The organism is Shimia sp. MIT910701 (assembly GCF_047126315.1).
Taxonomy (GTDB): domain Bacteria; phylum Pseudomonadota; class Alphaproteobacteria; order Rhodobacterales; family Rhodobacteraceae; genus Shimia.
In genome coordinates, this window is record NZ_CP138953.1 from 2,863,397 (window position 1) to 2,887,188 (window position 23,792).

Annotated in this window: 23 protein-coding genes; 9 read left to right on the top strand and 14 right to left on the bottom strand. The window is 55.7% G+C overall.

Annotated elements, in window-relative coordinates:
* Positions 1–42: 42 nt before the first annotated feature.
* Together rpsB and tsf are read left to right on the top strand one after the other, a co-directional pair.
* Positions 43–813: a 30S ribosomal protein S2 gene (gene rpsB / locus SIB38_RS13835; RefSeq protein WP_294114700.1), complete on the top strand. Its 771-nt coding sequence runs from the start codon at positions 43–45 to the stop codon at positions 811–813.
* 80 nt (positions 814–893) lie between these two features.
* Positions 894–1,769, top strand: a complete 876-nt coding sequence (gene tsf, locus SIB38_RS13840; RefSeq protein ID WP_412550396.1) for a translation elongation factor Ts — start codon at positions 894–896, stop codon at positions 1,767–1,769.
* A 133-nt stretch (positions 1,770–1,902) separates the two neighbouring features.
* On the opposite strand, the gene SIB38_RS13845 is transcribed toward tsf, so the two are convergent.
* Together SIB38_RS13845 and SIB38_RS13850 are read right to left on the bottom strand one after the other, a co-directional pair.
* Positions 1,903–2,445, bottom strand: a complete 543-nt coding sequence (locus SIB38_RS13845) for a hypothetical protein (protein ID WP_294114704.1) — start codon at positions 2,443–2,445, stop codon at positions 1,903–1,905.
* Between the two features lie 322 nt (positions 2,446–2,767).
* Complete coding sequence (locus tag SIB38_RS13850; RefSeq protein WP_294114706.1) at positions 2,768–3,532, bottom strand: LuxR family transcriptional regulator; 765 nt, start codon at positions 3,530–3,532, stop codon at positions 2,768–2,770.
* Positions 3,533–3,918: 386 nt separating this feature from the next.
* Here SIB38_RS13850 and SIB38_RS13855 point away from each other — a divergent pair, with 386 nt between their 5' ends.
* The 6 genes from SIB38_RS13855 (at position 3,919) to SIB38_RS13880 (ending at position 9,633) form a co-directional block, all read left to right on the top strand.
* Positions 3,919–4,080, top strand: coding sequence for a hypothetical protein (locus SIB38_RS13855; RefSeq protein WP_412550397.1), 162 nt, complete (start codon positions 3,919–3,921; stop codon positions 4,078–4,080).
* 317 nt (positions 4,081–4,397) lie between these two features.
* Positions 4,398–5,159, top strand: a complete 762-nt coding sequence (locus SIB38_RS13860) for a hypothetical protein (RefSeq protein ID WP_412550398.1) — start codon at positions 4,398–4,400, stop codon at positions 5,157–5,159.
* A 165-nt stretch (positions 5,160–5,324) separates the two neighbouring features.
* On the top strand, positions 5,325–6,851 hold the full coding sequence (locus tag SIB38_RS13865; RefSeq protein WP_412550399.1) for a hypothetical protein: 1,527 nt from the start codon (positions 5,325–5,327) through the stop codon (positions 6,849–6,851).
* Positions 6,852–6,866: 15 nt separating this feature from the next.
* The gene (locus SIB38_RS13870) at positions 6,867–7,397 is read left to right on the top strand and encodes a hypothetical protein (RefSeq protein ID WP_412550400.1); all 531 of its coding nucleotides are present in this window, start codon (positions 6,867–6,869) and stop codon (positions 7,395–7,397) included.
* Positions 7,398–7,450: 53 nt separating this feature from the next.
* The gene (locus SIB38_RS13875; protein ID WP_412550401.1) at positions 7,451–8,071 is read left to right on the top strand and encodes a hypothetical protein; all 621 of its coding nucleotides are present in this window, start codon (positions 7,451–7,453) and stop codon (positions 8,069–8,071) included.
* A gap of 143 nt (positions 8,072–8,214) precedes the next feature.
* On the top strand, positions 8,215–9,633 hold the full coding sequence (locus SIB38_RS13880; protein ID WP_412550402.1) for a hypothetical protein: 1,419 nt from the start codon (positions 8,215–8,217) through the stop codon (positions 9,631–9,633).
* A 350-nt stretch (positions 9,634–9,983) separates the two neighbouring features.
* On the opposite strand, the gene phoB is transcribed toward SIB38_RS13880, so the two are convergent.
* From phoB to SIB38_RS13930, 10 genes are all read right to left on the bottom strand, one after another.
* Entirely contained in the window at positions 9,984–10,673 is a 690-nt protein-coding gene (phoB, locus tag SIB38_RS13885; RefSeq protein WP_294114708.1) for a phosphate regulon transcriptional regulator PhoB, read from the bottom strand.
* A 25-nt stretch (positions 10,674–10,698) separates the two neighbouring features.
* Positions 10,699–11,394, bottom strand: a complete 696-nt coding sequence (gene phoU, locus SIB38_RS13890; protein WP_294114710.1) for a phosphate signaling complex protein PhoU — start codon at positions 11,392–11,394, stop codon at positions 10,699–10,701.
* Between the two features lie 11 nt (positions 11,395–11,405).
* Positions 11,406–12,203 carry a phosphate ABC transporter ATP-binding protein PstB gene (pstB, locus tag SIB38_RS13895; protein ID WP_294114712.1) on the bottom strand — a complete coding sequence of 266 codons (798 nt, stop codon included), beginning with the start codon at positions 12,201–12,203 and terminating at the stop codon, positions 11,406–11,408.
* Between the two features lie 16 nt (positions 12,204–12,219).
* Positions 12,220–13,569, bottom strand: a complete 1,350-nt coding sequence (gene pstA / locus SIB38_RS13900) for a phosphate ABC transporter permease PstA (RefSeq protein WP_412550403.1) — start codon at positions 13,567–13,569, stop codon at positions 12,220–12,222.
* Positions 13,566–15,038 carry a phosphate ABC transporter permease subunit PstC gene (gene pstC / locus SIB38_RS13905; protein WP_294114715.1) on the bottom strand — a complete coding sequence of 491 codons (1,473 nt, stop codon included), beginning with the start codon at positions 15,036–15,038 and terminating at the stop codon, positions 13,566–13,568. Before pstC ends, pstA begins: the two co-directional genes overlap by 4 nt.
* A gap of 69 nt (positions 15,039–15,107) precedes the next feature.
* Positions 15,108–16,160 carry a substrate-binding domain-containing protein gene (locus tag SIB38_RS13910; RefSeq protein WP_299420598.1) on the bottom strand — a complete coding sequence of 351 codons (1,053 nt, stop codon included), beginning with the start codon at positions 16,158–16,160 and terminating at the stop codon, positions 15,108–15,110.
* A 141-nt stretch (positions 16,161–16,301) separates the two neighbouring features.
* Positions 16,302–17,378 carry an ATP-binding protein gene (locus SIB38_RS13915; RefSeq protein WP_412550404.1) on the bottom strand — a complete coding sequence of 359 codons (1,077 nt, stop codon included), beginning with the start codon at positions 17,376–17,378 and terminating at the stop codon, positions 16,302–16,304.
* Between the two features lie 122 nt (positions 17,379–17,500).
* Positions 17,501–18,022 carry a gamma carbonic anhydrase family protein gene (locus SIB38_RS13920; RefSeq protein ID WP_294114721.1) on the bottom strand — a complete coding sequence of 174 codons (522 nt, stop codon included), beginning with the start codon at positions 18,020–18,022 and terminating at the stop codon, positions 17,501–17,503.
* Positions 18,022–18,663 (bottom strand): guanylate kinase, encoded by a 642-nt coding sequence (gmk, locus tag SIB38_RS13925; RefSeq protein ID WP_412550405.1) that lies wholly within the window; start codon positions 18,661–18,663, stop codon positions 18,022–18,024. The genes SIB38_RS13920 and gmk overlap by 1 nt, the downstream gene beginning before the upstream one ends.
* Positions 18,664–18,667: 4 nt before the next feature.
* Complete coding sequence (locus SIB38_RS13930; RefSeq protein ID WP_294114725.1) at positions 18,668–19,546, bottom strand: YicC/YloC family endoribonuclease; 879 nt, start codon at positions 19,544–19,546, stop codon at positions 18,668–18,670.
* A gap of 252 nt (positions 19,547–19,798) precedes the next feature.
* Between SIB38_RS13930 and SIB38_RS13935 the strand changes: the two genes are divergently transcribed.
* Positions 19,799–20,497 (top strand): PAS domain-containing protein, encoded by a 699-nt coding sequence (locus SIB38_RS13935; protein ID WP_412550406.1) that lies wholly within the window; start codon positions 19,799–19,801, stop codon positions 20,495–20,497.
* A 143-nt stretch (positions 20,498–20,640) separates the two neighbouring features.
* On the opposite strand, the gene SIB38_RS13940 is transcribed toward SIB38_RS13935, so the two are convergent.
* Together SIB38_RS13940 and SIB38_RS13945 are read right to left on the bottom strand one after the other, a co-directional pair.
* Entirely contained in the window at positions 20,641–21,360 is a 720-nt protein-coding gene (locus SIB38_RS13940) for an alanyl-tRNA editing protein (RefSeq protein WP_412550407.1), read from the bottom strand.
* Positions 21,357–23,792, bottom strand: a complete 2,436-nt coding sequence (locus SIB38_RS13945; protein ID WP_412550408.1) for a DUF3772 domain-containing protein — start codon at positions 23,790–23,792, stop codon at positions 21,357–21,359. Before SIB38_RS13945 ends, SIB38_RS13940 begins: the two co-directional genes overlap by 4 nt.

Genomic DNA, 23,792 nt, shown 5'->3' on the forward strand with positions numbered 1-23,792 from the left:
CTTCTCCCCGCCAAGGCGTAAACCGGAAAAGGAAATACAAGCATGGCTCTTCCTGAGTTCTCCATGCGCCAGCTGCTGGAAGCAGGCGTACACTTTGGTCACCAAACACAGCGCTGGAACCCGCGCATGGGCCCGTTCATCTACGGCTCCCGCAACGGCATCCACATCATGGACCTGACCCAGACCGTTCCTATGTTGGACCAGGCTCTGACAGCCGTACGTGACACTGTTGCAAAAGGCGGCCGCGTTCTCTTCGTTGGCACCAAGCGTCAGGCCGCAGCGCCTATCGCAGACGCTGCAGAGAAATCTGCACAGTACTTCATGAACCACCGCTGGCTCGGCGGCACACTGACCAACTGGAAAACCGTGTCCCAGTCCATCAACCGTCTGAAAGAGATCGACGAGAAACTGGCATCCGGCGCAGAAGGCCTGACCAAAAAAGAGCGTCTGGGCATCGAGCGGGACCAGGAGAAGCTGCAAGCGTCCCTCGGCGGTATCCGCGACATGGGCGGCGTTCCTGACCTGCTGTTCGTCATCGACGTGAAAAAAGAAGCACTGGCCATCGCCGAAGCCAACAAACTGGGTATCCCAGTTGTGGCTGTGGTTGACACCAACTGCTCCCCTGACGGCGTTGACTACATCATCCCAGGCAACGACGACGCATCCCGCGCGATCTCCCTGTACTGCGACCTCGCAGCACGTGCGGCGCTGGACGGCATGACCGCACAGCTGGGCGCCGCAGGCGTGGATCTGGGCGAGTTCGAAGCTCCGGTTGAAGAAGCCGTGGCCGAAGAAGCTGCCGCAGAAGCGTAAGCTTCCGCCGTTACACATTTGACATGGGGGCAGGGTACACCCGCCCCCACATTCCCAATTTCTGACGAGGAGAGCCAAAGATGGCGATCACAGCAGCAATGGTTAAAGAACTGCGCGAGATGACCGGCGCAGGCATGATGGACGCGAAAAAAGCGTTGACCGAAACCAACGGCGACCAGGAAGCAGCAATCGATTGGCTGCGCACCAAAGGTCTGGCGAAAGCGGCCAAAAAATCTGGCCGTACCGCAGCCGAAGGTCTGGTGGCCGTGAAGGTTGAAGGTGGCAAAGGTGTTGCCGTTGAGGTGAACTCCGAAACCGACTTCGTTGGCAAAAACGCTGACTTCCAGTCCATGGTTGCCAACATCGCAGGCGCAGCCATCAACGTGTCCGACGTTGACGCGCTGAAAGCGGCTGATCTGGGCGGTAAGACCGTTGAAGAAACCGTGACCGACGCCGTTGCCACCATCGGTGAGAACATGTCCGTACGCCGCATGGCGACTGTCGAAGGCGACGTTGTGACCTCCTACGTGCACAACCCAGCAACCGACGGCATGGGCAAAATCGGTGTTCTCGTGGCGCTGAAAGGCGGCGACGAAGCATTTGGTAAGCAGGTTGCCATGCACATCGCAGCGGCCAACCCACAGGCTCTGGGCGAAGACGACCTGGACCCAGCGGTTGTTGAAAAAGAGAAAAACGTTCAGATCGAGATCGCACGTGAATCCGGCAAGCCGGAGCAGGTGATCGAGAAGATGATCGTGGGCCGCATGAAGAAATTCATGGCCGAAGTCACCCTGCTGGGCCAGAACTTCGTAATCAACCCAGATCTGACCGTTGCCGCCGCAGCGAAAGAAGCTGGCGCTGAAATCGTTGGTTACGTCCGCATGGAAGTGGGCGAAGGCATCGAGAAGAAAGAAGAAGACTTCGCAGCAGAAGTGGCCAAAGCCGCTCAGGGCTAAGCCCACCTGTACAAGTTTAGAGAGGGCCGCTCCAATTTGGGGCGGCCTTTTTTTGTGGGGAGGGGCATACGCTCACCCCGACGGTCGCAAAGGGTTGGGGAAGCGTCAGTACGACAAAGGTGTGTTCATATCTTTATCTTCTGGAGTTACGAACAGGGTGAGGGCTCTTACCACCTAAAAGTTCTGGATAGAAAACCGCACAACCACAACTTTCGAATGTAGACACAACTGGGTCTTGAAGCCGTGCGCCAAGGTCTTCCAGATTTGCAGTAAACTCGGCCCATGAATATACCAGAGCGGACATGTTCATTTCGACAAGCGCTGCTTCAATGGGGCCAGGGTCAGCTGCAAAATGTCCTTGAGAGTCCAATTCTATGTGGTCGCAAAATCGCTTATCTTTACCAAAGCAAGCCCCCCTATAGATGACGTTTATCGATCGGCCTGATTGGCAAAATTCCATTTTGAATCCGGCAGAGACCGTAGCGGTATGACCGTCCATGGTGGAGTGTCTTGACATGACCACGCCGTTGCCAAGGTCACGATGACCGGAGACGGAATAGTTGGCTGTGGCGCTGGGATCTCTCAGCATGTTGAGACGGTCAACGCAAGGCATTGCGAAAGTAAGCTGTGCCATAAAAGTCAACGCGAGCATTGCGGCAAATACTATGAAACTCATGGTCGTTACGCTTTCGTCAAATGCTAGGCGATTGGCAATTCGCCACAAAAAACGGCGTTACCAGGAGATGACGCCGTTCCTTTTCTCCGGCCTCCAAAACATGGGGATGGGGAGGCCACCGAAAAATGTCAGATCCTGGCCGAAATAAACCGATCGCCGACACCGGGTTGATTACCGGTCGACCTAGAGAGCTTCGATATTGCGAAGGTCAAAGTCGATATGTTCCAAAGGCCAAAGCCACCACTCACGGAACAATGTCATTTTGACATTCTGACATTTAACCAACAAGTCAGGATTACCATACTAGTGACGCTATTATGCGTCAGTTGTGCCCTTCAAGCAAGTAAATTTGCTTTAGGAAGGAGGCCTTCAGCAAAGCCTGGGCCGTGGTTTCCACATTCATCGCATCCCGAGCAAGACGCAAGTGTTTTTCTACCGTTGCTGGTGTGCGCCCAATCAGCAGCGCAATATCCTGAATGGTTTTGCCATCTCCAACCCATTCCAGAACCTCTCTTTGACGCTTGGTCAGCTCGCGTTCAGGGTTGGTGTAGGGTAGGGACTGGATCTTCAGATGTGCCACGTTGTTGATCAATGTGATTTCCCGGCCGCGTTTTTCCCAAAGCACATCAAGGGCTTCCTGGGTCACATCAGCCCGCGCGCCTAAAGAGATTGCGCCTTTGGTGCGCGAGGAAACGGTCGGAAAACTCACGGTATAGCCGGCCTCCAGCCCATAGGCCCGGTTAAACTCGAACACCTCGCGCTGCTTTTCGGTCAACTCGTCCGCGTCATAAGCTTCCCGAGCCCGGCGCCAGCTTTGGGCGCCGGTGTTCTCCAAAGTCCATTTCATCATCGGTCCGTTGAAGTACAAACCACCACCAATGAACTGATCGAGATAGTTGCGGTCATAAGTCGACAAAATGAAGAAGTCCGCAACATCGCCCAGCGACATGCCACTCCGGTAGTTGGTGTAGCCGTAAATGATCTTATCGAAGCCAAAGGTTTCTAGTTTAGCACAGTGTAAATCCCAAAGCGCTTCAAGGCTCGTTTGATTCATTACCTCTTCGATATAATCGATCGTGTCGTTCATTTTGACCTTCTTTTACACATAACGCGGGGCTGCTCAGCCACGTGAGGCAGATCCGATACAGAACTTATTGTGGGGTTTTAACGCACAGCTCATCCCCATGAACTTGACTAAGACGTTAGTTAAACACGTTTGAGATGTCTATAGGTACGACCGTTGTCTTTTTCCGGTAGGTCCGTGGACTTAATGTGCGCGCTTTATGTGTGTTTTTCGGGATCGAGTATTTGGGGGGGGGATTTTCGGGGTTAGGCTAAGTTGTGCTTTGGCATATGTTCAAGCAAGGGTTTTGAGCGTTACGTCTGCGACCAAAGTTGCATCACGTCACAGCACTATAATTTACATAATACCTATTATGCGCCAAAAACAGCCCTAGGTTGAATGAGGTGAAAATGAAGAAAGTTTTTCAGAAGGTTGCTAAGGCCCTTCTTCCGTCCATTATTTTGGTCGGTTCTGGTGCCGTAATGCAGGAAGTTGGTAACGTAAACCCTGAGCTAGAGCAAGCCGTGCATGTTATTGCCCGCGCTATCGCTCAAGCTTTGGCGGGCGTCTAATGGTTTGGCCGGTACTAGGTGCAGTCGCTGGTGGGCTGATCGCAAGTAGGTCCACTGCGCGAACTAACCGTTCTAACGCGGCGTTAAGTCGAGCGACGCGAAAGTGGAATGCGAAGGAAGATCGCAAGGCTGAGCGGCGGCACTACGTCCGCACAATTCGGACGGAGCGCCGCGCGGAAAACGCAACTATTCGCGCGGAGGACCGTTCGGTAACCCGTAACATTGCGGCCGAAGCTAGAGCGGATCGAAGGGCAATCGCGGCGGAAAAGCGCGCTGATCAGCGTCAAATTGAAGCTGAGAGACGAGCCTATGAACGCTTGGACCCTAAAAACCACCGCAAGCGCATGGAGGCGGCGGGGTTTAACCCGTTGGCGGGTGCCTTTGGTTCCGCAACGGATATTGGACCGGTGTCTGGCGTCGGTCCGTCTTCCGTGTCTATGGGATCGTCTGGCTTTGCGGCTGTCGGTGCTAGCTCGGTTTCGTCACATAATACGCCAGCGGGGTTTCTCGCTGCCGAAAATGCCGGTCCAGCTATTGGCCGCATTGTCGCTCAAGGTATTGAGGGCGTAGGCGAACAAATCCTTGCCGCAGATCAGTTGGCAATTCAACGTCAAGAGATTGACATGGAGCGCGAACGTCTTAATTTGCTTGCAAGGCAAATGACAATGACCCCGAAAATTCCGGGCGTCTATGGGGAGCAATCAGGCAATGGTCAAACTCGTGGTTTACAGTCTGTTGCTGATCGCCTTCATCAAGATGACGATAGTTCTAGCCACACTCTGAAAACTGAGGGACAAGTTGCACTCGAATTTCCCGAGGGTGTGACTACGCTGCCACTTGGTCCTGATATCGATGAGGTCGTTATGGGGGCTCTTGCCAAGTGGAAGGCTGGTCAGGACGCGCGAGATCAGGCAAAGGTCCGTCTGCGGCATCTCAATAAGTCTGGAAAATTGAAGTCGCGACCGTCATCGCGGCCTGTAACTACTCGTCCTCAAAAGGAAAGCGTTAAAGCGCAAAGCATGGCGTCGTCTTTAAAGCGGCAATTGTTTAAATCGCGCTATCCGCTTTGGACCCAGTAAAAACCCAATAAAATCAACAACCTAAAGAAAGGTAGCAGAATGAATCTGTCCAAATATCAAAAACCCCGCGCCCGGCGGTATGAGGTGCTTGGCAATACGGGTCGTACCCGTGGCGGCAAGTTGGAGCCTGTGGCGTTTCATGCGTTTATTGGTTCTGAAGGCGGTATGATCCGCCAAGATCTAAAATTTGAATTGGACCCAATTCCGGGCCGAATTTTGACGCCAATTCGTGCGCAAGTTCAAAATGTGTTTGTGCCAGTTCAGGCCATGCATGAACTCAAAAATCCCGACGCGACATTGCCGGGTAATGATGAATTGATCCGGCAGGAATTGCTCTCAGGTGACGCGCTTTTTGGTGTTGAACCGGAACATGAAATCAGCCGCCGTGCAAATGTGGAGCCAGTTTCCATCTCTGGAACAAAATACGTTTCTGAGACGATCCGTTTGGCCTATATCTGCGCGGTAAATTTCTTGCGCCAACGTAAGTACGTCAAAGCAAAATTGCTTGATACCACGCGCATGACCCCTGCCCCCGCGATCTTGTCTCAGACGGTGCTTGAGATGATGAACGGCGTTCTTGATCCTGAGGATCGTGTCAACGGCGCGGTGAATTTGACCGGTAAAATTCCAATTTCCGGCATTGGTGTAGGAGTCACTACAAATGATATTCGTCCGGTAGTTCCTAAGTCTTACGAACAAACGCCAGACCTTGGCATCAACACCGCGCTTGATCAGGCCTTCACAACGGAGGGCGACAGGCATCATGTGATTATTGAGGCTCAGCCAAAGCACAATGCGCCTGAGGATTGGTTTCCGGCTATCTATGCGGATTTGTCTAATAATCCTGTAGATATCACGTTGCAGGACTTTTACACGGCTGAGCGCATGGACGCGCTGACGCGCGAGGCGCGGCGTATGATTGACGCTAACCCTGTCCATGGTGAGCAAATGGTGAGCCGTTGGGCTCATGGCCTGTCTGTTGACATGGGTAAGCAACCCTTTGTCATGTATGAAGATCAAATCACCTTTGGCGATAGCACAATCCGCGCAATGGATGGCGACAATCTGGACAAGCTGCAAACCAATTCTACGGCGAGCTGGCCCCTTACCCTGCCAGTGCCAAAAACAGAGTTTGGCGGCGTGGTGGTCACTTTGGTAGCTATTCTGCCGGATGAGACTTTGCCAAGCCAGCCGCACCCAATTCTGTCGCGCGAGTGGGTAGCGCCAAACTACCTGGCGGATGAGTTGGCGCTTGATCCTGTGCCGGTCATTATGCGTGACATCAACTCTGAGGCTGATCCGGCGGAGGAAGAGCAAGTTATGATGTTCGTCGGGAACAATCACCTGAAAAAGTCCTATGTTCACTATGGCTTCAGCCGGGAAGTTGATCCAACAACTGTGGAGCACAAAACGGCCATTTGGCAATTGGAAGTTCCGTTGTCGGTCACTCCGGATACCGTAAACTATCCGGAAAATCTCGATCATTACCCGTTCGCGGATCAGCTGGCGGAGGTCTGCACCTATCAAATTGATAGCGTAGCTACCGTTGTTACGCCTCTGATCTTTGGTCCGACGCCTGTCGAAGAGCTGGCTGTTATTGAAGACGAGGACCTTTTTGGAGATGGGCCTCGCGAGGGTGGTGGTTACAACCCATTGCCCGGCAATTCGGGCGATTTCCCAACTCAACCATAAATGGAGGCTAAATCAATGAGTAATCCACGTAAAGAAAAGCGCCCTCGCGTCCTCCTTGTGGAGTTGGAATATGCGCAAATCAGTCAGGCCACAATTTTTGTGGAGCTTGGTTGCGCAGAAGTGTCTGTTGTGACGCCAGACGGTGAGGTTCTGTTTACTCAGGGTGTCCTTGCTGGCCGCTATGAGGCTTCGCAATGGTTGCCCTTCATGGAGCCGCAAGAGCTTTTGCGCATTAACGGCCATTTTACCGCCGTCGCGGCTCGTCGTGGTCGCACCAAACGTGTGACCTATGGTGAAGGTGCAACGAAAACCGGAGCCAACCCTCTCTGGCGTCCTCGCACTGAAAGCAAGTTTGAGCGTGAAATGCGGCGAACTATCGGCGCGCTCACTGCGCGTGTCCATAAGCAGGATGAAGAATTGCTTGAACAGCGGCGCGAGCGTCGCCGTGAGCGCCGCGCGGAGCTTCAAGCCCGGCAGCAACCAGTTGAAGTGGTTGAAGAGGTCGAAGAACTGCAAGAACCGCCCTCCCCTGCGGAAACCCAATAAGTTGTAAGGGAGGGCTTCGGCTCTCCCCTACCCTGCCTTACAGGAATAACTCTATGAAATGGTTGAAGAAAATGTTTGAGCGTATTTATACGCCTAAAACCCTTATGGAAGCCGCGCGCCGCGCTCGCCTTCCTCACGAAAAGATGCAGGTCAGCAAGCGCCAGACCCGCTACACCTATACTGACGGGCCTATGATGTTCTTGGGTCAGCAGATTGTTAAGTCTATGGAGGACGCGGGCTTTCCGGCCAAAATCCATTGCTGTTATCGATCCCCAGAGCAACAAATGGATGTTTACGGGCGCGGAAATTCGCGCGCTAAAGCATGGGAAAGTCCCCATCAATACATGGAAGCGGTGGATATTGTGCACCCGTCCTTGTTTTGGAATGTCAGTGCGGACTATTGGGAGCAACTGGCTGTCTCTACCCGAATTGTTTCCGAAAAGTTCGGCGTCGATCTGACCGGCGGTCTAGATTGGGGTTGGGATTTAGCCCACATTGAAATTCGAGACTGGCGCAGTCTCAAAGATGATCCTGATTGGCTTGATTTTAAGCGCGAGGAATTGCGCTCCGTTCAGGAAGGTCAGCCAGCGCCAGAAGTGCCGCGAGACGCCTTGCAGCGGCGCTTTCAAGAGGTCCTGCCCTCTGTTTGGGCGCAGTACCTGCGCCGCAAGTGATCGACCTTTTCTAAGCAAAGAAAAGGCAACAAGCGCGACCTAGATCGCGACAGGCAGGAACAATCAAAAAGTAAGGGCCGGTAAGCCAGACGCGCTTGCGCGTCACCGGCCAGCGGTAGCGGAAAAACGCCTCTGGGCGAACAGTGAAACACGTTCGCCCGGAGCGGCTCCATACCCCCTTGTTCCTGTATGCATTTAGTGACAGAGAGACAAAAAATATGTGTACTGATCCCATAACCTTGCAGGGAGATGTTCAAGTAGCTTGCCGCAAGTGCAACGCTTGCCTTAATGCCCGCAAAAACGATTGGGTGGCAAGAGCGGTAGCGGAAACCAATCAACAAAAATGGGGAGGTGTTTTTAACCTCACCTATGAAAACGAGGGTCGCGCTGCGGACGGAGGCCGTGCATTCCGATATAAAGACGTTCAAGATTGGCTAAAGCGCCTCAGAGAGGCCGTAGCAGAACGTAACGACGGAATTCGTCCCGAGTTTAAATATATGATTTGCGGCGAAAGAGGCTCTGACAAAGGCCGTGTGCATTGGCATTGCCTTGTTTGGTGTGAGCAAAATCTGTTTGCGTATGGCGATTGGGCTGATTTTCGTCATCAATGGCGAGCGGGGTTTTTACCCAGTGACGGGCCTAGGCCAGAGTTCAAAATTCAGCCCGAACCTGATCCAGATCATCGCAAGGTCTGGTCAATGTGGCCGCATGGGCATGTCACAATCGACAATATGACTGAGGCGTCAATAGTTTACGCTACAAAATACATCCTCAAGGATCAGTTCAATGAGGTCAACTCTAAGGGCACCGCACGGTTTACAAAATCAAACCGACACGGCGCGTCGTTCTTCCGTATGTCGAAGAAACCGCCTATCGGCGAGACGTGGTTGCTCGATCAGCTAGATCGTTGGGAGCAACGCGGGGCGGTATCGCCAACCCTGCAATTGAAGGTGCCAGGACTAACCGGCTTTTGGTGGCCGGTTAAGCGAATGCGAGAGGTCCTGTTAGATGGCCTCCGCGACATTAACGAACGTATCAGGGAGCGAACGGGCAAGGATGCACCGCAATGGTCAACCCTGCTCTCAACTGTCGATCCTGTCACTAATGAAAAAGATTATAACCGCCTACTGGGCATCGAAGAACAAGAGGAGCAAATCAGTGCGCAAGAGCTGGAAGACGAGATCAAACGCGAGCAACACCTACGGTGGTGGGCGCAACGGCGTTCGCAAATCCGCAAACAATGCGGGTGCGTCCGTATATGCGGACCCTGTGAGAGAGGAATTACAGACGAGGTCAAAGCGCAATATCGCGATTGGCAAAAAGCCCTCTCCGAAAAGGCGGGAATATCAAGAACCCAATACGAAACTCAACAAGAGTATTGGGGTGCACTCGGGAAGTATTGGCGGGAACACGGTCGTCAAGCAAACCCGTTCTGCGGTCTCCGTGAAGCCCACGCCCGCAAAGACGCCTTCGCAGTCTACAACCGGCCAACCGGCGAAACACAAATTGCACGAGCAAAAACCCAAGGTGAAAGCGAGTTCGTTGGAAAAAACGCGCAATGAACGCCCTACTTGTAAGAAAAGGCCGGATAGCCGCGAAGCGCGTAAGGGTGATGGCACGTCCCGCCCCTACATTCCGTGGTGCAAAAAAAGTTGAAAAAAACGCAATTGGGGGTTGATCCCTGTTTTTAATTACCCTAAGGGTGGAGTACTGGTGCTTCTACTAGGGATTGTGTCAACCCATTACGGGTTGACAAATCACAATACCTATTATGCGATTAAGCTATTTGAGCTTGAAGGACGCAAAATTTGTCTTAAGCGCCCTTCCTGAGCATGGTATTTCGTCTAAGTCGCGAACCTTGATAGATTAAATTTTTTAGGTAGTTAGCGGTTTTACCTGATGCGCAGTTTGTCTAGCCCAACGCATATCCGGCGCCGCGGACCGTGCGCAGTGGATCCTCGCCGCCATGTACACACAGTGCTTTGCGCAAACGACCGATGTGCACATCAACCGTCCGGCTGTCGACATAGATGTCCCGGCCCCACACGCGGTCCAAAAGTTGCTCCCGGCTCCACACGCGCCCAGGCTTTTCCATGAAGGTCGCCAGCAAGCGGAATTCAGTTGGACCAAGCCGTAGCGCCTCCTCATTGCGGGTCACCCGATGGGTTTCCGCATCAAGGATAATGTCCTCATAAGTCAGCGTCTGCCCAACAGACGAAGGTCGCACACGCCGTAGCTGGTTACGTACCCGTGCCATTAACTCCATCACCGAGTACGGTTTCACCACATAGTCGTCCGCACCGGTTTCCAGTCCGCGGACGCGGTCCACCTCTTCAGAGCGCGCAGACAACATAATCACGGGGATGTTCTGCGTTTCCGAGCGTGTCTTCAGGCGTCGACAAATCTCAATGCCTGATGTGCCTGGCAGCATCCAGTCGAGCACAATGATGTCCGGCTGTACCTCTTGCACCATCAAGAGCGCGGTATCGCCATCGGCCGCGGCTTCCACGTCAAAACCTTCTGCCTGCAAGTTGTAGCTCAGCACCTCACGCTGCGCTGGTTCATCTTCAACGACGAGAACGGTGGGATGATCTTTTGCCATCTGCTTTATCCTCTAAAGGCTCCTGTTACGCGTCCAGCCGGGTGGCTTTGGGACGGGCTTCTTCCGGCATGCTGCCGGTCACCAGATAGATCACCTGCTCGGCAATCGCGGTCACGTGATCCCCCATGCGTTCGGTGTTTTTTGCCATAAAATGCAGGTGCATACAGGGTGTGATGTAGCGCGGATCTTCCATCATGAAGGTCAGGAATTCGCGGAACAAAGCGTTGTACATTTGGTCGACGCTCTCGTCGCGCTCGAGCACATCGCGCGCCAAATCCACGTCGCGCTGAATAAACGCATCCAGCACGTCTTTTAGCATCAGCTGCACCTCATGCGCCATGCGTTTCAGTGACCCATTGGCGCCCTCAACCTGCTCCATATGCACCAGAACAGAAGTCCGCTTGGCCATGTTTTTTGCATAGTCGCCGATGCGCTCCAAGTTGCCGGCAATCTTCATCACCGACAGCACTACACGCAAATCCACCGCCGCAGGCGCGCGCAGTGCGATCAGGTTGGCGCAGCGCTCGTTGATCAATTCTTCAAGCCCATCAATGGCTTTGTCAGCCGCCCTCACCTGCGCCGCGAGCTCTTCATCGCGGGTGGACATGGCGTTGGCGGCTTCGCCAATGGCAGCCTCCACAAGCCCGCCCATTTTCATCACATGGGCCTGAATGCCTTCCAGATCACGGTCAAAGGCGGACACAATATGTTGGTCGTTCATGGTCTCTCTCCTTAGCCGATCCGGCCAGTGATGTAGCTTTCTGTGCGCTCATCTTTGGGGTTGGTGAAAATCTGGGAGGTGTCGCCATATTCCACCAGATTGCCGAGGTGGAAGAAGGCTGTCTTCTGGCTCACACGTGCGGCCTGCTGCATGGAGTGGGTCACAATCACCACAGAATACTGATCACGCAGCTCGTCGATCAGTTCTTCGACCTGGGCTGTGGCAATCGGGTCCAGCGCCGAACATGGCTCATCCATCAACAGCACTTCCGGCTCGGTTGCCACGGCGCGGGCAATACACAGACGCTGTTGCTGACCACCGGACAGACCGGTGCCTGGCGCGTGTAACCGGTCTTTCACTTCGTTCCAGATCGCACCACGGCGCAGGGATTTCTCCACGATTTCATCCAATTCGGCTTTGTTCTTTGCCAAGCCATGGATGCGCGGACCGTAAGCGATGTTGTCATAGATTGACTTCGGAAATGGGTTTGGCTTCTGGAACACCATGCCCACTTTGGCGCGCAACTGCACCGGATCGACGCGTTTGTCGTAGATGTCTTCGCCGTCAATTTTGATGTCACCTTCAACGCGACATACATCAATTGTGTCGTTCATCCGGTTGATACAGCGCAAAAAAGTCGACTTGCCACACCCTGATGGACCAATGAAAGCGGTCACGGCTTTGGCATCAATATCCACGTTCACGTCTTTAATCGCGTGGGTGTCGCCATAATACACCTGCACATTGCGGGCGGAGATTTTGGTTTCGGTCTGGTTCACGTCGGTCCCCAGTTTTTCAGTGTCATACATGAGAGAGTTCCTTCGCTTACCAACGGCGTTCAAACCGGCGGCGCAGGAGTACTGCAAGAGTGTTCATAGAGATGAGGAAGATCAAGAGAATGATGATCCCGCCCCAAGCGCGTTCATAGAATGCCGGGTCTGCCCGCTTGGCCCATTCGTAGATCTGGGCGGGCATGGCCGAGTTTGGCGAGAGCAAACCTTCGCCCACAGTCTCCGGCATGTTGGAGGCGATGAAGCCAATCATCCCGATCAACAGCAGTGGCGCGGTTTCGCCCAAGGCTTGCGCCAAACCAATGATCGTGCCGGTCAGGATGCCCGGCGCCGCCAGTGGCAGCACGTGGTGGAACACTGCCTGCATTTTGGAGGCCCCTACCCCCAGCGCCGCATCGCGGATGCTTGGCGGTACCGCTTTCAGTGCTGCCCGGGTCGAGATGATGATGGTCGGCAAGGTCATCAGCGTCAGTACCAGTCCGCCGACCAGCGGCGCGGATTGCGGCAGGTGCATATAGTTGATGAAAACTGCCAGACCCAGAATACCAAACACGATGGACGGCACAGCTGCGAGGTTGGAGATGTTCACCTCGATGATGTCGGTGATCCAGTTCTTAGGCGCAAACTCCTCAAGATAGATCGACGCCGCCACACCAATTGGCAACGCCAGCACCAGCACCACCAGCATCATGAAGAAGCTGCCCACCATAGCCACGCCAATACCTGCGGCCTCTGGGCGCTGGTCAGACGCGTCAGCACCAATGATGAAGTCGATGTTGAAGGTTTTCTTCAATGCGCCAACTTCGATCAGCTGATCCACAAGGTCGAGCTGTGCCGGCGTGATGTTCTTGTCGTTGGCAATACTGTCCCGTATCACCCGGCCTTTCATGTAGCCGTCCACGCGGCTGTTGGCGAGGAAGCGGAACTCGATGGTCTGACCAATCTTGTCCGGATTGGCGATCACATAGTTGCGCAGCTGGCTCGCGGCGGATTTGGACAGGATCTTCGCCATGTCTTTGGACTTGAGATCGGTCTCAATACCATTGGCCTCCACTGTTTTTTCAAAGGCGGATTTGATCAATGGTGCGTAGCCGAAGGTGGTGACCTTCTTGATCTTTTCCAGATCACGTTCGCCAGACTTGTCCAGCTTGCTTTCCAGCAGCTCGACTTCCATGGACACAAAGGTTTGCGTAAACGCACCAGTGCCTTTGGACAGGATGGTGTAGAGCAGCGTCACCAGCATCAACAGGCCAATGCCAATCGCAATCATGCCGTAGAGCTTGAAGCGGCCTTCGGCGGCATTGCGACGCTTGGTGCGTGCATCCAGTGTGTGCAGCGAGCCTTGGGGCGCAACGGCGCCTGTGTTTTGCGTCGCTTCGGTCATTCGTATTGCTCCCGATATTTGCGCACGATGTAGAGCGCCAGCACATTGAGGCCGAGGGTCAGAACAAAGAGGGTCAGGCCAAGGGCAAAGGCCACCAGCGTTTCTGGGCTGGCGAAGTCACCATCCCCGGTTAGCTGGCTGACGATCCGGGTGGTGATAGTGGTCATGCTTTCAAACGGGTTGAGGCTGAACTTGGCAATCGCCCCTGCCCCCATCACCACAATCATGGTTTCGCCAATCGCGCGGGAGGCCGCCAACAGGATCGCGCCAACGATGCCTGGTAGGGCCGCCGGGATCACCACCTGGCGGATGGTTTCGCTCGACGTGGCGCCGAGGCCAAGGGAGCCATCGCGCATCGCCTGAGGCACCGCGTTGATGATGTCATCAGACAGCGAACTCACAAAGGGGATCAGCATGATGCCCATGACCACGCCCGCGGTTAGCACAGAGGTCGCACCTGACATCCAGTCCACGCCCAAGGAGCCGGACTGACCAAACAGGTTCACCAACATTGGCCCCACGGTCAGCAGCGCAAACAGACCATATACAATGGTTGGGATGCCGGCGAGGATCTCCAGAAGTGGCTTGGCAAAGGCACGGGTCTTGGGGCCAGCATATTCGGACAGATAAATCGCCGCAAACAAGCCGATCGGCACCGCCACCAAAAGCGCAATGAAAGAGATATAGAGTGTGCCCCACAGCAGCGGCAGGATCGACAGCTCACTGTCTCCGCGGAAGTTTGGCGCCCAGGTGGTGCCAAAGAAGAAGTCACGCCAGTTGTGCAGACCAAAGAAGTTGATGGTCTCAAACAACATCGACAGCACAATGCCCACGGTGGTCAGGATCGCCAACGAGGCCGCCGCCATAAGCAAGGCCAGAACCGCGCGTTCCACCACGTTCCGCGCACGATAGTCGGGATTGGTTTTGCTGAAGGAAATGCCAAAGCCAATCACGGCCAGCGCCAGAACGATCAGGGTGCGCATTGTGTTGCCGGTCACGGCGGCGCTGCGATAGGACTTCGCCGCTGCCAAAACCTCGGGACGCACATCTTGGCCTAAGGCCACGCCCAACTCACCTAAACGCGCCCGCACATCCACAACGGTGGCGTCCATGGCGTCGACTTCAGCCAAGCTCATCGCTCCCCCAGCAATCGCGGTGTTCAGCCCGTCCGCCACGCGGCGCACATCCGACATCACCAGGTTCAGGTTGGAGCCTTCCGGGATCATTTCCGGTGCAATCATGCCAGACACAGACCGCTCAATCAGCGTCGGCTGCGCCAACAACCACACCAGCAACACCGCCAGCGCAGGCACCGCCACGCTCAGCGCGACATTGGTGCCGTAGTAGATCGGCAAGCTGTGCAGAGCGCGGACATCGCCCCCCGCCAATTTCAAAACACGTATCCGTCCAATAAAATACCCCGCCGCGGCGAGGGCGAGGACCAATAGGACAAGCCAGGAAAGTGGCATCTGTGGGCGCCTTTGTTCAGGGAAAAACTGAGCGGCACGAACCGTCGCGCCGCCCGATCTAGGGAGTGATTACATGTTGGAGCCGAGCACGGCTTCATCTGCAACAGCGTTCTGGGTGTCGGCCAGCTCTGGGTCGGACACCAGACCATACTCGGCCAGAGGACCGTCTTCGCCCGCGATCTCGTCCGCGATGAAGAACTCAGCGTATTCTTTCAGGCCGGGGATCACGCCGATGTGCGCTTTCTTCACGTAGAAGTACAGCGGACGGGACACTGGGTACTCACCGGTTGCGATGCTCTCGGTGGATGGCACGATGCCGGACATGGTCGCAACCTGCAGCTTGTCTGTGTTGTTCTCATAGAACGCCAGACCAAAGACGCCGATGCCGTCTTTGTTGCTTTCGATGCGTGCCAGGGTCTCGGTGTAGTCGCCGTCGATGTCCACAGACACACCGTCGGTGCGCAGGGAGATACAGGCTTTTTCAGCCGCTTTGTGCTTGGCTTTGTCGGTGTCACCTTCGGCCGCTGCCAGCAGCACATCAAACGCGCCAGTGGCTTCACAGCCTGCCAGGATCACTTTGTCTTCAAACACTTCACGGGTGCCGTGCTTGGTGCCCGGGATGAAGGCTTGCAGCGCTTGTGCCGGGAAGTTCGCGTTCACGTCGGCCCAGGTTTTGTTTGGGTTGGCAACCATCTGACCGTCCACGAGGATTTCGTTGGACAGCGCCAGGAACCAGTCGCTTGGGGTGTATTCAAAACCGTTGCCGTTGATGTCGGAGGCAAACACGATGCCATCATAGCCGATGCGTACTTCGATGATGTCGGTCACACCGGCTTCGGCACAGGCTTTGATCTCTTTGTCTTTGATCTTGCGGGAGGCGTTCGCCACGTCGATGGTGTTTTCGCCAACACCTTCACAGAAACGCTTCAAACCAGCAGAAGATCCACCGGATTCAACAACCGGGGTTGGGAAGTCAAAATTTTCACCAAAAGCTTCCGCAACAATGGATGCGTAAGGCAAAACGGTGGAAGAACCGGCGACCTGCACTTGGTCACGCGCGGCGGCAGAAGTGGCGGCAACGGCCGCGATGGCCAGAGCAGAGGCAGTCAGTTTGACGGACATAAGTGTAACTCCATTTGATCCAGACTGTTCGTCGACAGTCTCGAGCGACGATCTAAAGTGCCTGGTCAAAGCTTTTGTGACGCGTATGTAACAGCCGTGTGACAAATCGCGTTTTTTGTGACGCCCAAGTAAAAAGATGTCCTAGGCGGCAGGGAGTACCACACTGAAAACACTGCCTTTTCCTAAAGTGCTCTCAATCTTCAATCGGCCGCGATGGCGGTTAATGATATGTTTTACAATTGCGAGTCCCAGCCCCGTGCCGCCCATTTCCCGAGATCTGTGAGAATCGATTCTGTAAAACCGCTCGGTCAGGCGCGCGATGTGAATGCTGTCGATGCCGGGACCGTTGTCTTTCACCGAGACCATCCATCCGTCGCCGCGTAAGCCAGCTTGCGATTGCACTTGCGTGAGGCTGACCGCCACCTGCGTGCCATGCCCGCCATATTTTAGCGCGTTCTCCACCAGATTGGTGATGACCTGCAAGAGCTGGTCCGGATCGCCCGGCACCACAACGGGGGAATCTGCATCCTGGTAAGTCACGGCGCTCTGGTTGCTCTCCGCCAGCGGCGACAGGTTGCGGATCACTGCGCGGAGGATCTGGTCCAGATCGACTGGATCGGTGGGCCGCATGCGTGACACCTCTTCCACACGGCTTAAAGACAGCAAGTCTCCGACCAATCGGTTCATCCGGCTGGCCTCTTCAGACATGATGCCCAAGAAGCGCTCCGTCGCGGCGCTGTCGCCCCGCGCAGGTCCCTGCAGAGTTTCCACGAACCCTAGGATGGCCGTCAGCGGTGTACGCAGCTCATGGCTGACATTGGCAACGAAATCCCGGCGCATCTGATCAAGCTGCTGGACCTCAGTGACATCCTGAAAACAGATCATCACCCCTTTGGTGCGCATGCTCGGCGCGACCAGTCTCCCACCAGAAGCTGCCACCAAATCCACCGGTGACACGTTGACGTCAAAACGGTGCTCCTGCGGCCCATCGTTATGCGCGTAAATCGCCCGATGGCTTCTGCCATCTTTCAAACAGGCATCCACGGCGCTGTTTAGACTGGGCTGGCGGAACACCAAAATCAGCGGCCGGTCATCATCCGCATGGGGGTTGAGCTTCACCGCCGCCTCGTTGCCAGCCAGTATGCGGGCCTCCGCGTCAACCAGCACCGCCGGCAGCGGCACAGCCTCTAGGTAGCTCTTGTAAAAATCATGCGGCATGGCCCCGCTCCCGTCCGTTCCGTCTTGCGCTGCCCGGCAAGGGGCACATCAACCCCACGGCTCAAACCGTTTTACTGTAACAGTTTTATGACAGATCAGTTTCGGCAGGGCAAAATCGGCCGTCAAACTTCGCGCAGACCGGCTTTGAAGCGTTTGGCGTTGTCCTGATAGTGCTTTGCCGACATCGTCAGACCGGTAATCGCAGCCTCATCTAACTGACGCACGACCTTGCCCGGCGCGCCCATCACCAGACTGCCGTCCGGGATTTCCTTGCCTTCTGTGATCAACGCTCCTGCGCCTATCAAGCAGTTTTTCCCAATCTTCGCGCCATTGAGCACCGTGGCGCCCATGCCAATCAGGCTGTTGTCACCAATGGTGCAGCCATGCAGCATCGCCTTATGGCCAATTGTACAGTTCTTACCGATCCTCAAAGGATACCCGGGATCGGTGTGCATCACTGTGTTTTCCTGCACGTTGGAGCCTGCGCCCACCGTGATGGTCTCATTGTCGCCGCGCAGCGTGCTGCCAAACCAGACGGAGGTGTCCGCCTCGAGCACCACATTGCCAATCACATTGGCATCCGGGGCAACCCAGCTGCTGTCGTCCAGCTTTGGCGCAACACCGTCCAACTCATACATCGGCATTAGGACATCTCCTGAAATTCGTTCTGCAACCCGTTCACATGGCCTTGCAAGGCGGGCTGTTGCTCGCGGCGCATACGTTCCGCCGCAATAATGGTCTTCAACTGTGCCTCTGTGGCGTCCAGATCGTCGTTCAACAGCACATAGTCATAGGAATGCCAGTGGCTGATCTCGTCCCAGCTTTTTTGCATCCGCTTATCGATCACGTCTTCACTGTCCTGCGCCCGGCTCACCAAACGGCGGTGCAGCTCTTTGATGGAGGGCGGCAGAATAAAGATCGAGAGCGCGTGTTTGCCCAAATCAGAATTGCGGATCTGTGCCTCGCCCTGCCAGTCCACGTCAAACAACACGTCATTGCCGTTTTCAATTGTCTCGCGCACCGGACCGGCCGGGGAGCCATAGAAATTACCAAACACGTGGGCGTGCTCCAGCATTTCGCCGTCAGCCACCTGCGCTTTAAACTCGTCTTCTGAGAGAAAGTAATACTCGCGCCCATGTTCCTCACCGGGACGCGGTGACCGTGTGGTGGCAGAAATCGAGAAACTCAAACCCGTGTCCCATTCCATCAACCGCAGCGCGAGCGTTGATTTCCCCGCGCCAGAGGGAGAAGACAGAATGATGAGCAGGCCACGTCGCTGTGTCATGTGATTATTCCACGTTTTGAACTTGCTCTCTCATCTGGTCGATCACGGCCTTGAGGTCCAGCCCAATCCGCGTCAAATCCACCGACTGTGCCTTGGAACACAGCGTATTGGCCTCGCGGTTGAATTCTTGCATCAGAAAGTCGAGCTTACGCCCCACGGGGCTACCTTGCGCCAAAAGCTCCTTTGCCGCCTGCACATGCGCCCGCAGCCGATCCAACTCTTCCATCACATCAGATTTCACCGCCAAAACAGCCAGCTCTTGCGCCAAGCGGCTTTCGTCCAGCCCGTCGGCATTCTCCAGAACTCGCGCCAAATTGGCTTTCAGTGTGTCCGCCGCCTCTTCACGCCGGGCTTCGGCTGCTTCCGCGGCCTGCTGGGTCAAGTCAGACACCTGTTCCAACTGATCGGCCAACACCGCTTCCAGCGCCTGCCCTTCTTTGGCACGCATGTCTTTGAAGCTGGCAATCAGCTCCGGCAGTTGCGCGGTGATCGCCGCCAACAACGCCTTGCTGTCGGTTTCCTCGACCGCCTGCTCCATCACACCGCGTTGCGACAGTAGGTCACTGGCCTTGGACGGGGCCAGCGAAATGCCTTTGTCCATGGCCCGTTCTTCCACTGCTTGGAGTGCGGACAGCACCGCCTCCAATTGCGCGGCGTTTACCGCCAGCGCTCCGGTTTCGTCATCGCGATTGACCCGCAGCGACAGGTTCACCGATCCGCGCGCCATACCTTTGGACAATGCCCCACGCACCGCAGGTTCCAGCCCCTCGATCCAATCCGGTACGCGCAGGCGCAGATCCAGCCCTTTGGCGTTCACACTGCGCAGGTCCCAGGTCCAGCTGTGCCCCTGCCCTTCCCCCTTTAGGCTTGCGTATCCGGTCATCGACTCCAGCACGGGCCGTCCTCCTGCAATTTCAGTTGCGTGACAGCTAAATCTATTCCTGGGCGAAGAGCAACGTTAACGGCGCAACCGGTTAACCATTGAAATCATTTTTTATCGCAAATCCGCTAAAATGTGAGATAACTGATTTACAAGTTGTTTACGACTTTGAGCAAACGGCCCAAAGAGACCGGCTCAAAGACGGACTTTAAGGTACGAAGATCAGATGCAGAAGTTTTTCCTGGGGGGAAGAGCATGAGAATTTTTGGTGACGGAAAATCCAGCGCGGCAAAGGTGCACAGCATCGCCGTAATGCAGGATGTTAAAGCTTACTGGGACGGTCTTCGCGACGGGCACCCGGTGCCCTACCGCAGCGACGTGGACCCACGCCAAATTCAGAAAGTGCTCAAGCACGCGTTCATTCTTGAACGCATCGCACCGGGCATGGCGCGCTTGCGGGTCTCTTGCAACACGCTCACCGATGTGATGGGCATGGACATGCGCGGCATGCCCATGTCCGCGCTGATCAACGAAGCGTCCCGCGACAGCTTTGGTCAAGCATTGGAAAAAGTCTTTGCGGCACCGGCGATTGGCCGTCTGGAAATGAGCACCACCCGGGGTTTCCGCCGCAACGGTCTCAACGCCGAAATGATGCTCCTGCCGCTGCGCTCTGACAGTGGCGAAGTGAACCGTATTCTGGGCGCAATCACCGTAGACGGCGATCTGGGCCGCGCGCCTCAGCGGTTTGATCTGGAAGGCAGCTTCCTGCGCCGGATCGACATGCCAAGCGCCAAAGTTTCCTCGGATGCCGTGGCCGCGCCACAGCCTCAGAAAGTTGAAATCACAACGCCGGCTGGGATGCAGCCCGCGCAAGAGCACGCCAAAACACCGGCCGCGCCGCGCCTCGTCCCCACCCGGCACCCCCATCTTCGGGTGGTTGTGTCAGACGGCTAGAAGAAATCTGGTCTCACAAAGAAGGCGGGGTCTATTGGTCATGGCACCCCGCCTTTTTTTGTGCCTGCACATTACGTAAAGCAAAAGCCGCAGCCTTTTGGCCTGCGGCTTTTCTGTTTTCTCAACCTAATAGCGAAGCGCGGTCAGGCATCCAGATGCAGATACACCCGCCGGTTCTGCTTGCCCTTCTTCTCGATTTTGCCAATCCGCACCCGGCCAATTTCGCCGGTGCTGGCCACATGTGTACCGCCGCAGGGTTGCAAATCTACCTGCTCGTCCTCGGTGCCAATCCGCACCAACCGGATTTTTCCGGCGCCTTTGGGCGGGGCCACGGACATGGTTTTCACCAATCCCGGATTGGCTTCCAGTTCCGCATCGGTGATCCAGTCTTCGGTGACGGCCAAGTCGCGATCAATCAGCGCGTTGAGCGCATCACTCAGCGCCTGTTTGTCCTCCGGTGCTTCCGGCATATCAAAATCCAACCGGCCTTTTTCCGCGCCAATGGACCCGCCTGTCACCGGCAATGGAATAACCACGGACAACAGATGCAGCGCGGTATGCACCCGCATGTGTCGGTGACGCCGCCCCCAATCCAACACCTGTTTCACATCCGTGCCAATTGGCGGCAGTTCCTCCGGTGCAGACGGCACCAAGGCAATTGCGCCATCCAGCGTTTTCACAGTGGTGGCAATTTCGGTACTGTGTCCGTCCCATTTCAACACGCCACTGTCGCCCGGCTGTCCACCGCTGGTGGCATAAAACAAATGCGCGTCCAGCAGGATGCCGCCTTCCGGCGTGTGTCCAATCACCACGCCAACCGCTTCTTTCTGATAGGCGTCTTCCAAAAACAACAGTTTGCTCATCGGCCGTCTCCGTCCCCATCTCCGTCCGCGCCGTCCATGTCATCCAGGTCCGGCGGTGTTGGTGTTGCGCTTACGGGTGTAGAACTCTGCGCCACAGGCTTAGCAGGTTTATTTGCCGCCGGAGCTTCGCCGCGCAACGTTTCAGGATTGCGCAGCCAAATATCCCGTTGGGCAAAGGGTATCTCGATGCCCTCTTCCACAAATCGACGCGCAATCTCGTGATTCAAATCACTCTTCACCGTCAGCATCCAGTTCACATCGCGCAGGATCGCGCGGATTTCAAAGTTCAGTGAATCCGCACCAAACCCTTGAAACACCACTGCAGGCGCCGGATTGGCCAATACCATTGGGTGCGCCTCGGCAATCTCACGCAATATTCCTTCCACCCAGCGGGTGTCCGTGCCGTAGGCCACCCCAACCGGTACAATCACCCGCCCAACGGTATTGCCGCGGGTATAGTTGGTCACAGTGCCGGAAATCAGGTCGCTGTTTGGGATCACCACATCTGTGCGATCAAAAGTTTCGATCCGTGTCGAGCGCACCGAAATGTCGCGCACATAGCCCATCTGCCCATTCACATCGATCCAGTCACCCTCGCTCACAGGGCGTTCAATCAACAGGATGATGCCGCTCACAAAGTTGGAGACGATGTTTTGCAGGCCAAAACCAATCCCAACAGACAGCGCCCCGGCAAAGAGCGCGATGTTACCAAGATTGATCCCCGCAACTGTCAAGGCGATCAGCGCCGCAAGGAAGATGCCGATGTACCCCGCGCCAGAAACCACCGCAGTTTGCCCGCCTGCATCCAGTCGCGTCTTTGGCAAAATGTTGTCGCGTAAAAAGCTCTGGGACAGCCGGGTCACCGCATGGCCAAAGGCGTAGACCACAATCAGCAGTAGGATGTTTTCCGGCGATAAGATCAGATCGCCAAACTGCAAGCCATCCGAGATATTGCGCCAGATTTGCTGCAAGTCCGAAACCTGCGCGCCCCAGCACATCAGGAACACAGGCAGCGACAGGATCACGATGCCAATGCCCGCCAGAACGGCGGCCAACGGGCTTTCGTCGTCGTCACGCCCATTCAGGGCAGAGAAAATCTTTTGAATGACCCGCTGCGCGACCAGCAGGAAAGCCACCAGAAATACAGTGCGCGTGCTGGAAAACACCAGATAGCTCGCGCCACGGGTCAGGCCGATGGTCGCCAATACGCCCCCGATCAGCGACACCAGAACCGTGTAGCGCCCAAGGAGTGAGATCAATTGACCTATCGCGGTCAGCGGTCCGTCCTCTTCGGCCCGCATCGATCCTGCGTGGCTCGAAACCAATCTACCTAGCAAGCCAAGGAAGTATGCCGCGACCACGGTGGTGACAAAGAACACCACTGCTTCGGTGCCGCGCGTCCAGCTCTCATAGCGGGCGAGCTCCACAAACAGCGAACTCAGTGCCAGCATGGCGCCCAGCACCGTGCTCGCTCGCCGCCCCTTACGCTTTTCCGCTTCGGTTAGGTTGACCAGCAACAGCGGCCGCTCATTGCGTGAAAACACCCGTTCTCCCAGCCAGCGTGCGGTCAGCAGCTCAAAGGTCATCAGCGGCAAAATGGAAAGCACCACATCGCCACGCAGCCCGGGCAAGTCGGTGGCGTAGACTGCTTTGGAAAATGCAAACACGCCCAACATTGGCAAAACAACCTGACCGTAGGACAGGCAGAACACCGCGATCCAGCGTGTCGCCGACAGGTGCACACGGTCGCGGATCATGCTCTGCAGCGCCCTTTCGGTCCAGCGCATGCCCCGCGTCAGAAGGACAAAGGCAATCGCGAGAAAAAACAGCATACGCGGTAACGATTTACGCAACTCATTGCGCTGTTTTTCATGCACCCAGCCGGTTTGGAACTCCAACGCTATCAAACGGAAAGAGTCGCTCAACTCGCGGGCGGCTGGCCACCAAAGGTCTGGATTGAGTGGAAACGGGCCCGGCTCCAGCAGGATTTGCGTATGCCGTTCTCTCAGTAATACATCGATGGACCGGATCAGTTCCTGTGCCTCGGTCAGCGCCAGTTCCGCGCGCCGAACGGGGGCTTTAGCCTCTGACAACGACAACTCCAATTGTCGCCGTTCCTCAGCCACATCCTCAGCCTCACCGCCTTCCGGCACCGGCCCCAGGCGCTCCAACTGTGCCTCAAGCGTGGTGACGGATATCCGAGACCGTGAACTCTCGTCACTGAACTCTTCGCTCCACAACGACAGCTGATCGCGCAGCGTGTCCATCGCCGCTTCAGAGGCGCGATCATTGTCGATGGCTTCGGCAGCGCGGTCCGCGACCCGCCGCCATTCACCATAATCAGGCGGCAAAGCGCCTTGCGCCCAAACTGCGGTTACCCAAACGGTCAGAACCGTGACCGCAACACTCAGAAACCTAATCAGTGGGCGCAT

What these genes read in the sequence shown, in the direction of transcription:
- SIB38_RS13920 (WP_294114721.1), bottom strand. Translation starts at nt 18,022, where the DNA reads ATGCCGATGTATGAGTTGGACGGTGTTGCGCCAAAGCTGGACGACAGC.
- SIB38_RS13930 (WP_294114725.1), bottom strand. Translation starts at nt 19,546, where the DNA reads ATGACCGGATACGCAAGCCTAAAGGGGGAAGGGCAGGGGCACAGCTGG.
- rpsB (WP_294114700.1), top strand. Translation starts at nt 43, where the DNA reads ATGGCTCTTCCTGAGTTCTCCATGCGCCAGCTGCTGGAAGCAGGCGTA.
- gmk (WP_412550405.1), bottom strand. Translation starts at nt 18,663, where the DNA reads ATGACACAGCGACGTGGCCTGCTCATCATTCTGTCTTCTCCCTCTGGC.
- SIB38_RS13865 (WP_412550399.1), top strand. Translation starts at nt 5,325, where the DNA reads ATGATCCGCCAAGATCTAAAATTTGAATTGGACCCAATTCCGGGCCGA.
- pstB (WP_294114712.1), bottom strand. Translation starts at nt 12,203, where the DNA reads ATGTATGACACTGAAAAACTGGGGACCGACGTGAACCAGACCGAAACC.
- SIB38_RS13850 (WP_294114706.1), bottom strand. Translation starts at nt 3,532, where the DNA reads ATGAACGACACGATCGATTATATCGAAGAGGTAATGAATCAAACGAGC.
- SIB38_RS13855 (WP_412550397.1), top strand. Translation starts at nt 3,919, where the DNA reads ATGAAGAAAGTTTTTCAGAAGGTTGCTAAGGCCCTTCTTCCGTCCATT.
- SIB38_RS13875 (WP_412550401.1), top strand. Translation starts at nt 7,451, where the DNA reads ATGAAATGGTTGAAGAAAATGTTTGAGCGTATTTATACGCCTAAAACC.
- SIB38_RS13845 (WP_294114704.1), bottom strand. Translation starts at nt 2,445, where the DNA reads ATGAGTTTCATAGTATTTGCCGCAATGCTCGCGTTGACTTTTATGGCA.
- SIB38_RS13940 (WP_412550407.1), bottom strand. Translation starts at nt 21,360, where the DNA reads ATGAGCAAACTGTTGTTTTTGGAAGACGCCTATCAGAAAGAAGCGGTT.
- tsf (WP_412550396.1), top strand. Translation starts at nt 894, where the DNA reads ATGGCGATCACAGCAGCAATGGTTAAAGAACTGCGCGAGATGACCGGC.
- SIB38_RS13910 (WP_299420598.1), bottom strand. Translation starts at nt 16,160, where the DNA reads ATGTCCGTCAAACTGACTGCCTCTGCTCTGGCCATCGCGGCCGTTGCC.
- pstC (WP_294114715.1), bottom strand. Translation starts at nt 15,038, where the DNA reads ATGCCACTTTCCTGGCTTGTCCTATTGGTCCTCGCCCTCGCCGCGGCG.
- SIB38_RS13945 (WP_412550408.1), bottom strand. Translation starts at nt 23,792, where the DNA reads ATGCGCCCACTGATTAGGTTTCTGAGTGTTGCGGTCACGGTTCTGACC.
- SIB38_RS13870 (WP_412550400.1), top strand. Translation starts at nt 6,867, where the DNA reads ATGAGTAATCCACGTAAAGAAAAGCGCCCTCGCGTCCTCCTTGTGGAG.
- phoB (WP_294114708.1), bottom strand. Translation starts at nt 10,673, where the DNA reads ATGGCAAAAGATCATCCCACCGTTCTCGTCGTTGAAGATGAACCAGCG.
- pstA (WP_412550403.1), bottom strand. Translation starts at nt 13,569, where the DNA reads ATGACCGAAGCGACGCAAAACACAGGCGCCGTTGCGCCCCAAGGCTCG.
- SIB38_RS13935 (WP_412550406.1), top strand. Translation starts at nt 19,799, where the DNA reads ATGAGAATTTTTGGTGACGGAAAATCCAGCGCGGCAAAGGTGCACAGC.
- SIB38_RS13915 (WP_412550404.1), bottom strand. Translation starts at nt 17,378, where the DNA reads ATGCCGCATGATTTTTACAAGAGCTACCTAGAGGCTGTGCCGCTGCCG.
- phoU (WP_294114710.1), bottom strand. Translation starts at nt 11,394, where the DNA reads ATGAACGACCAACATATTGTGTCCGCCTTTGACCGTGATCTGGAAGGC.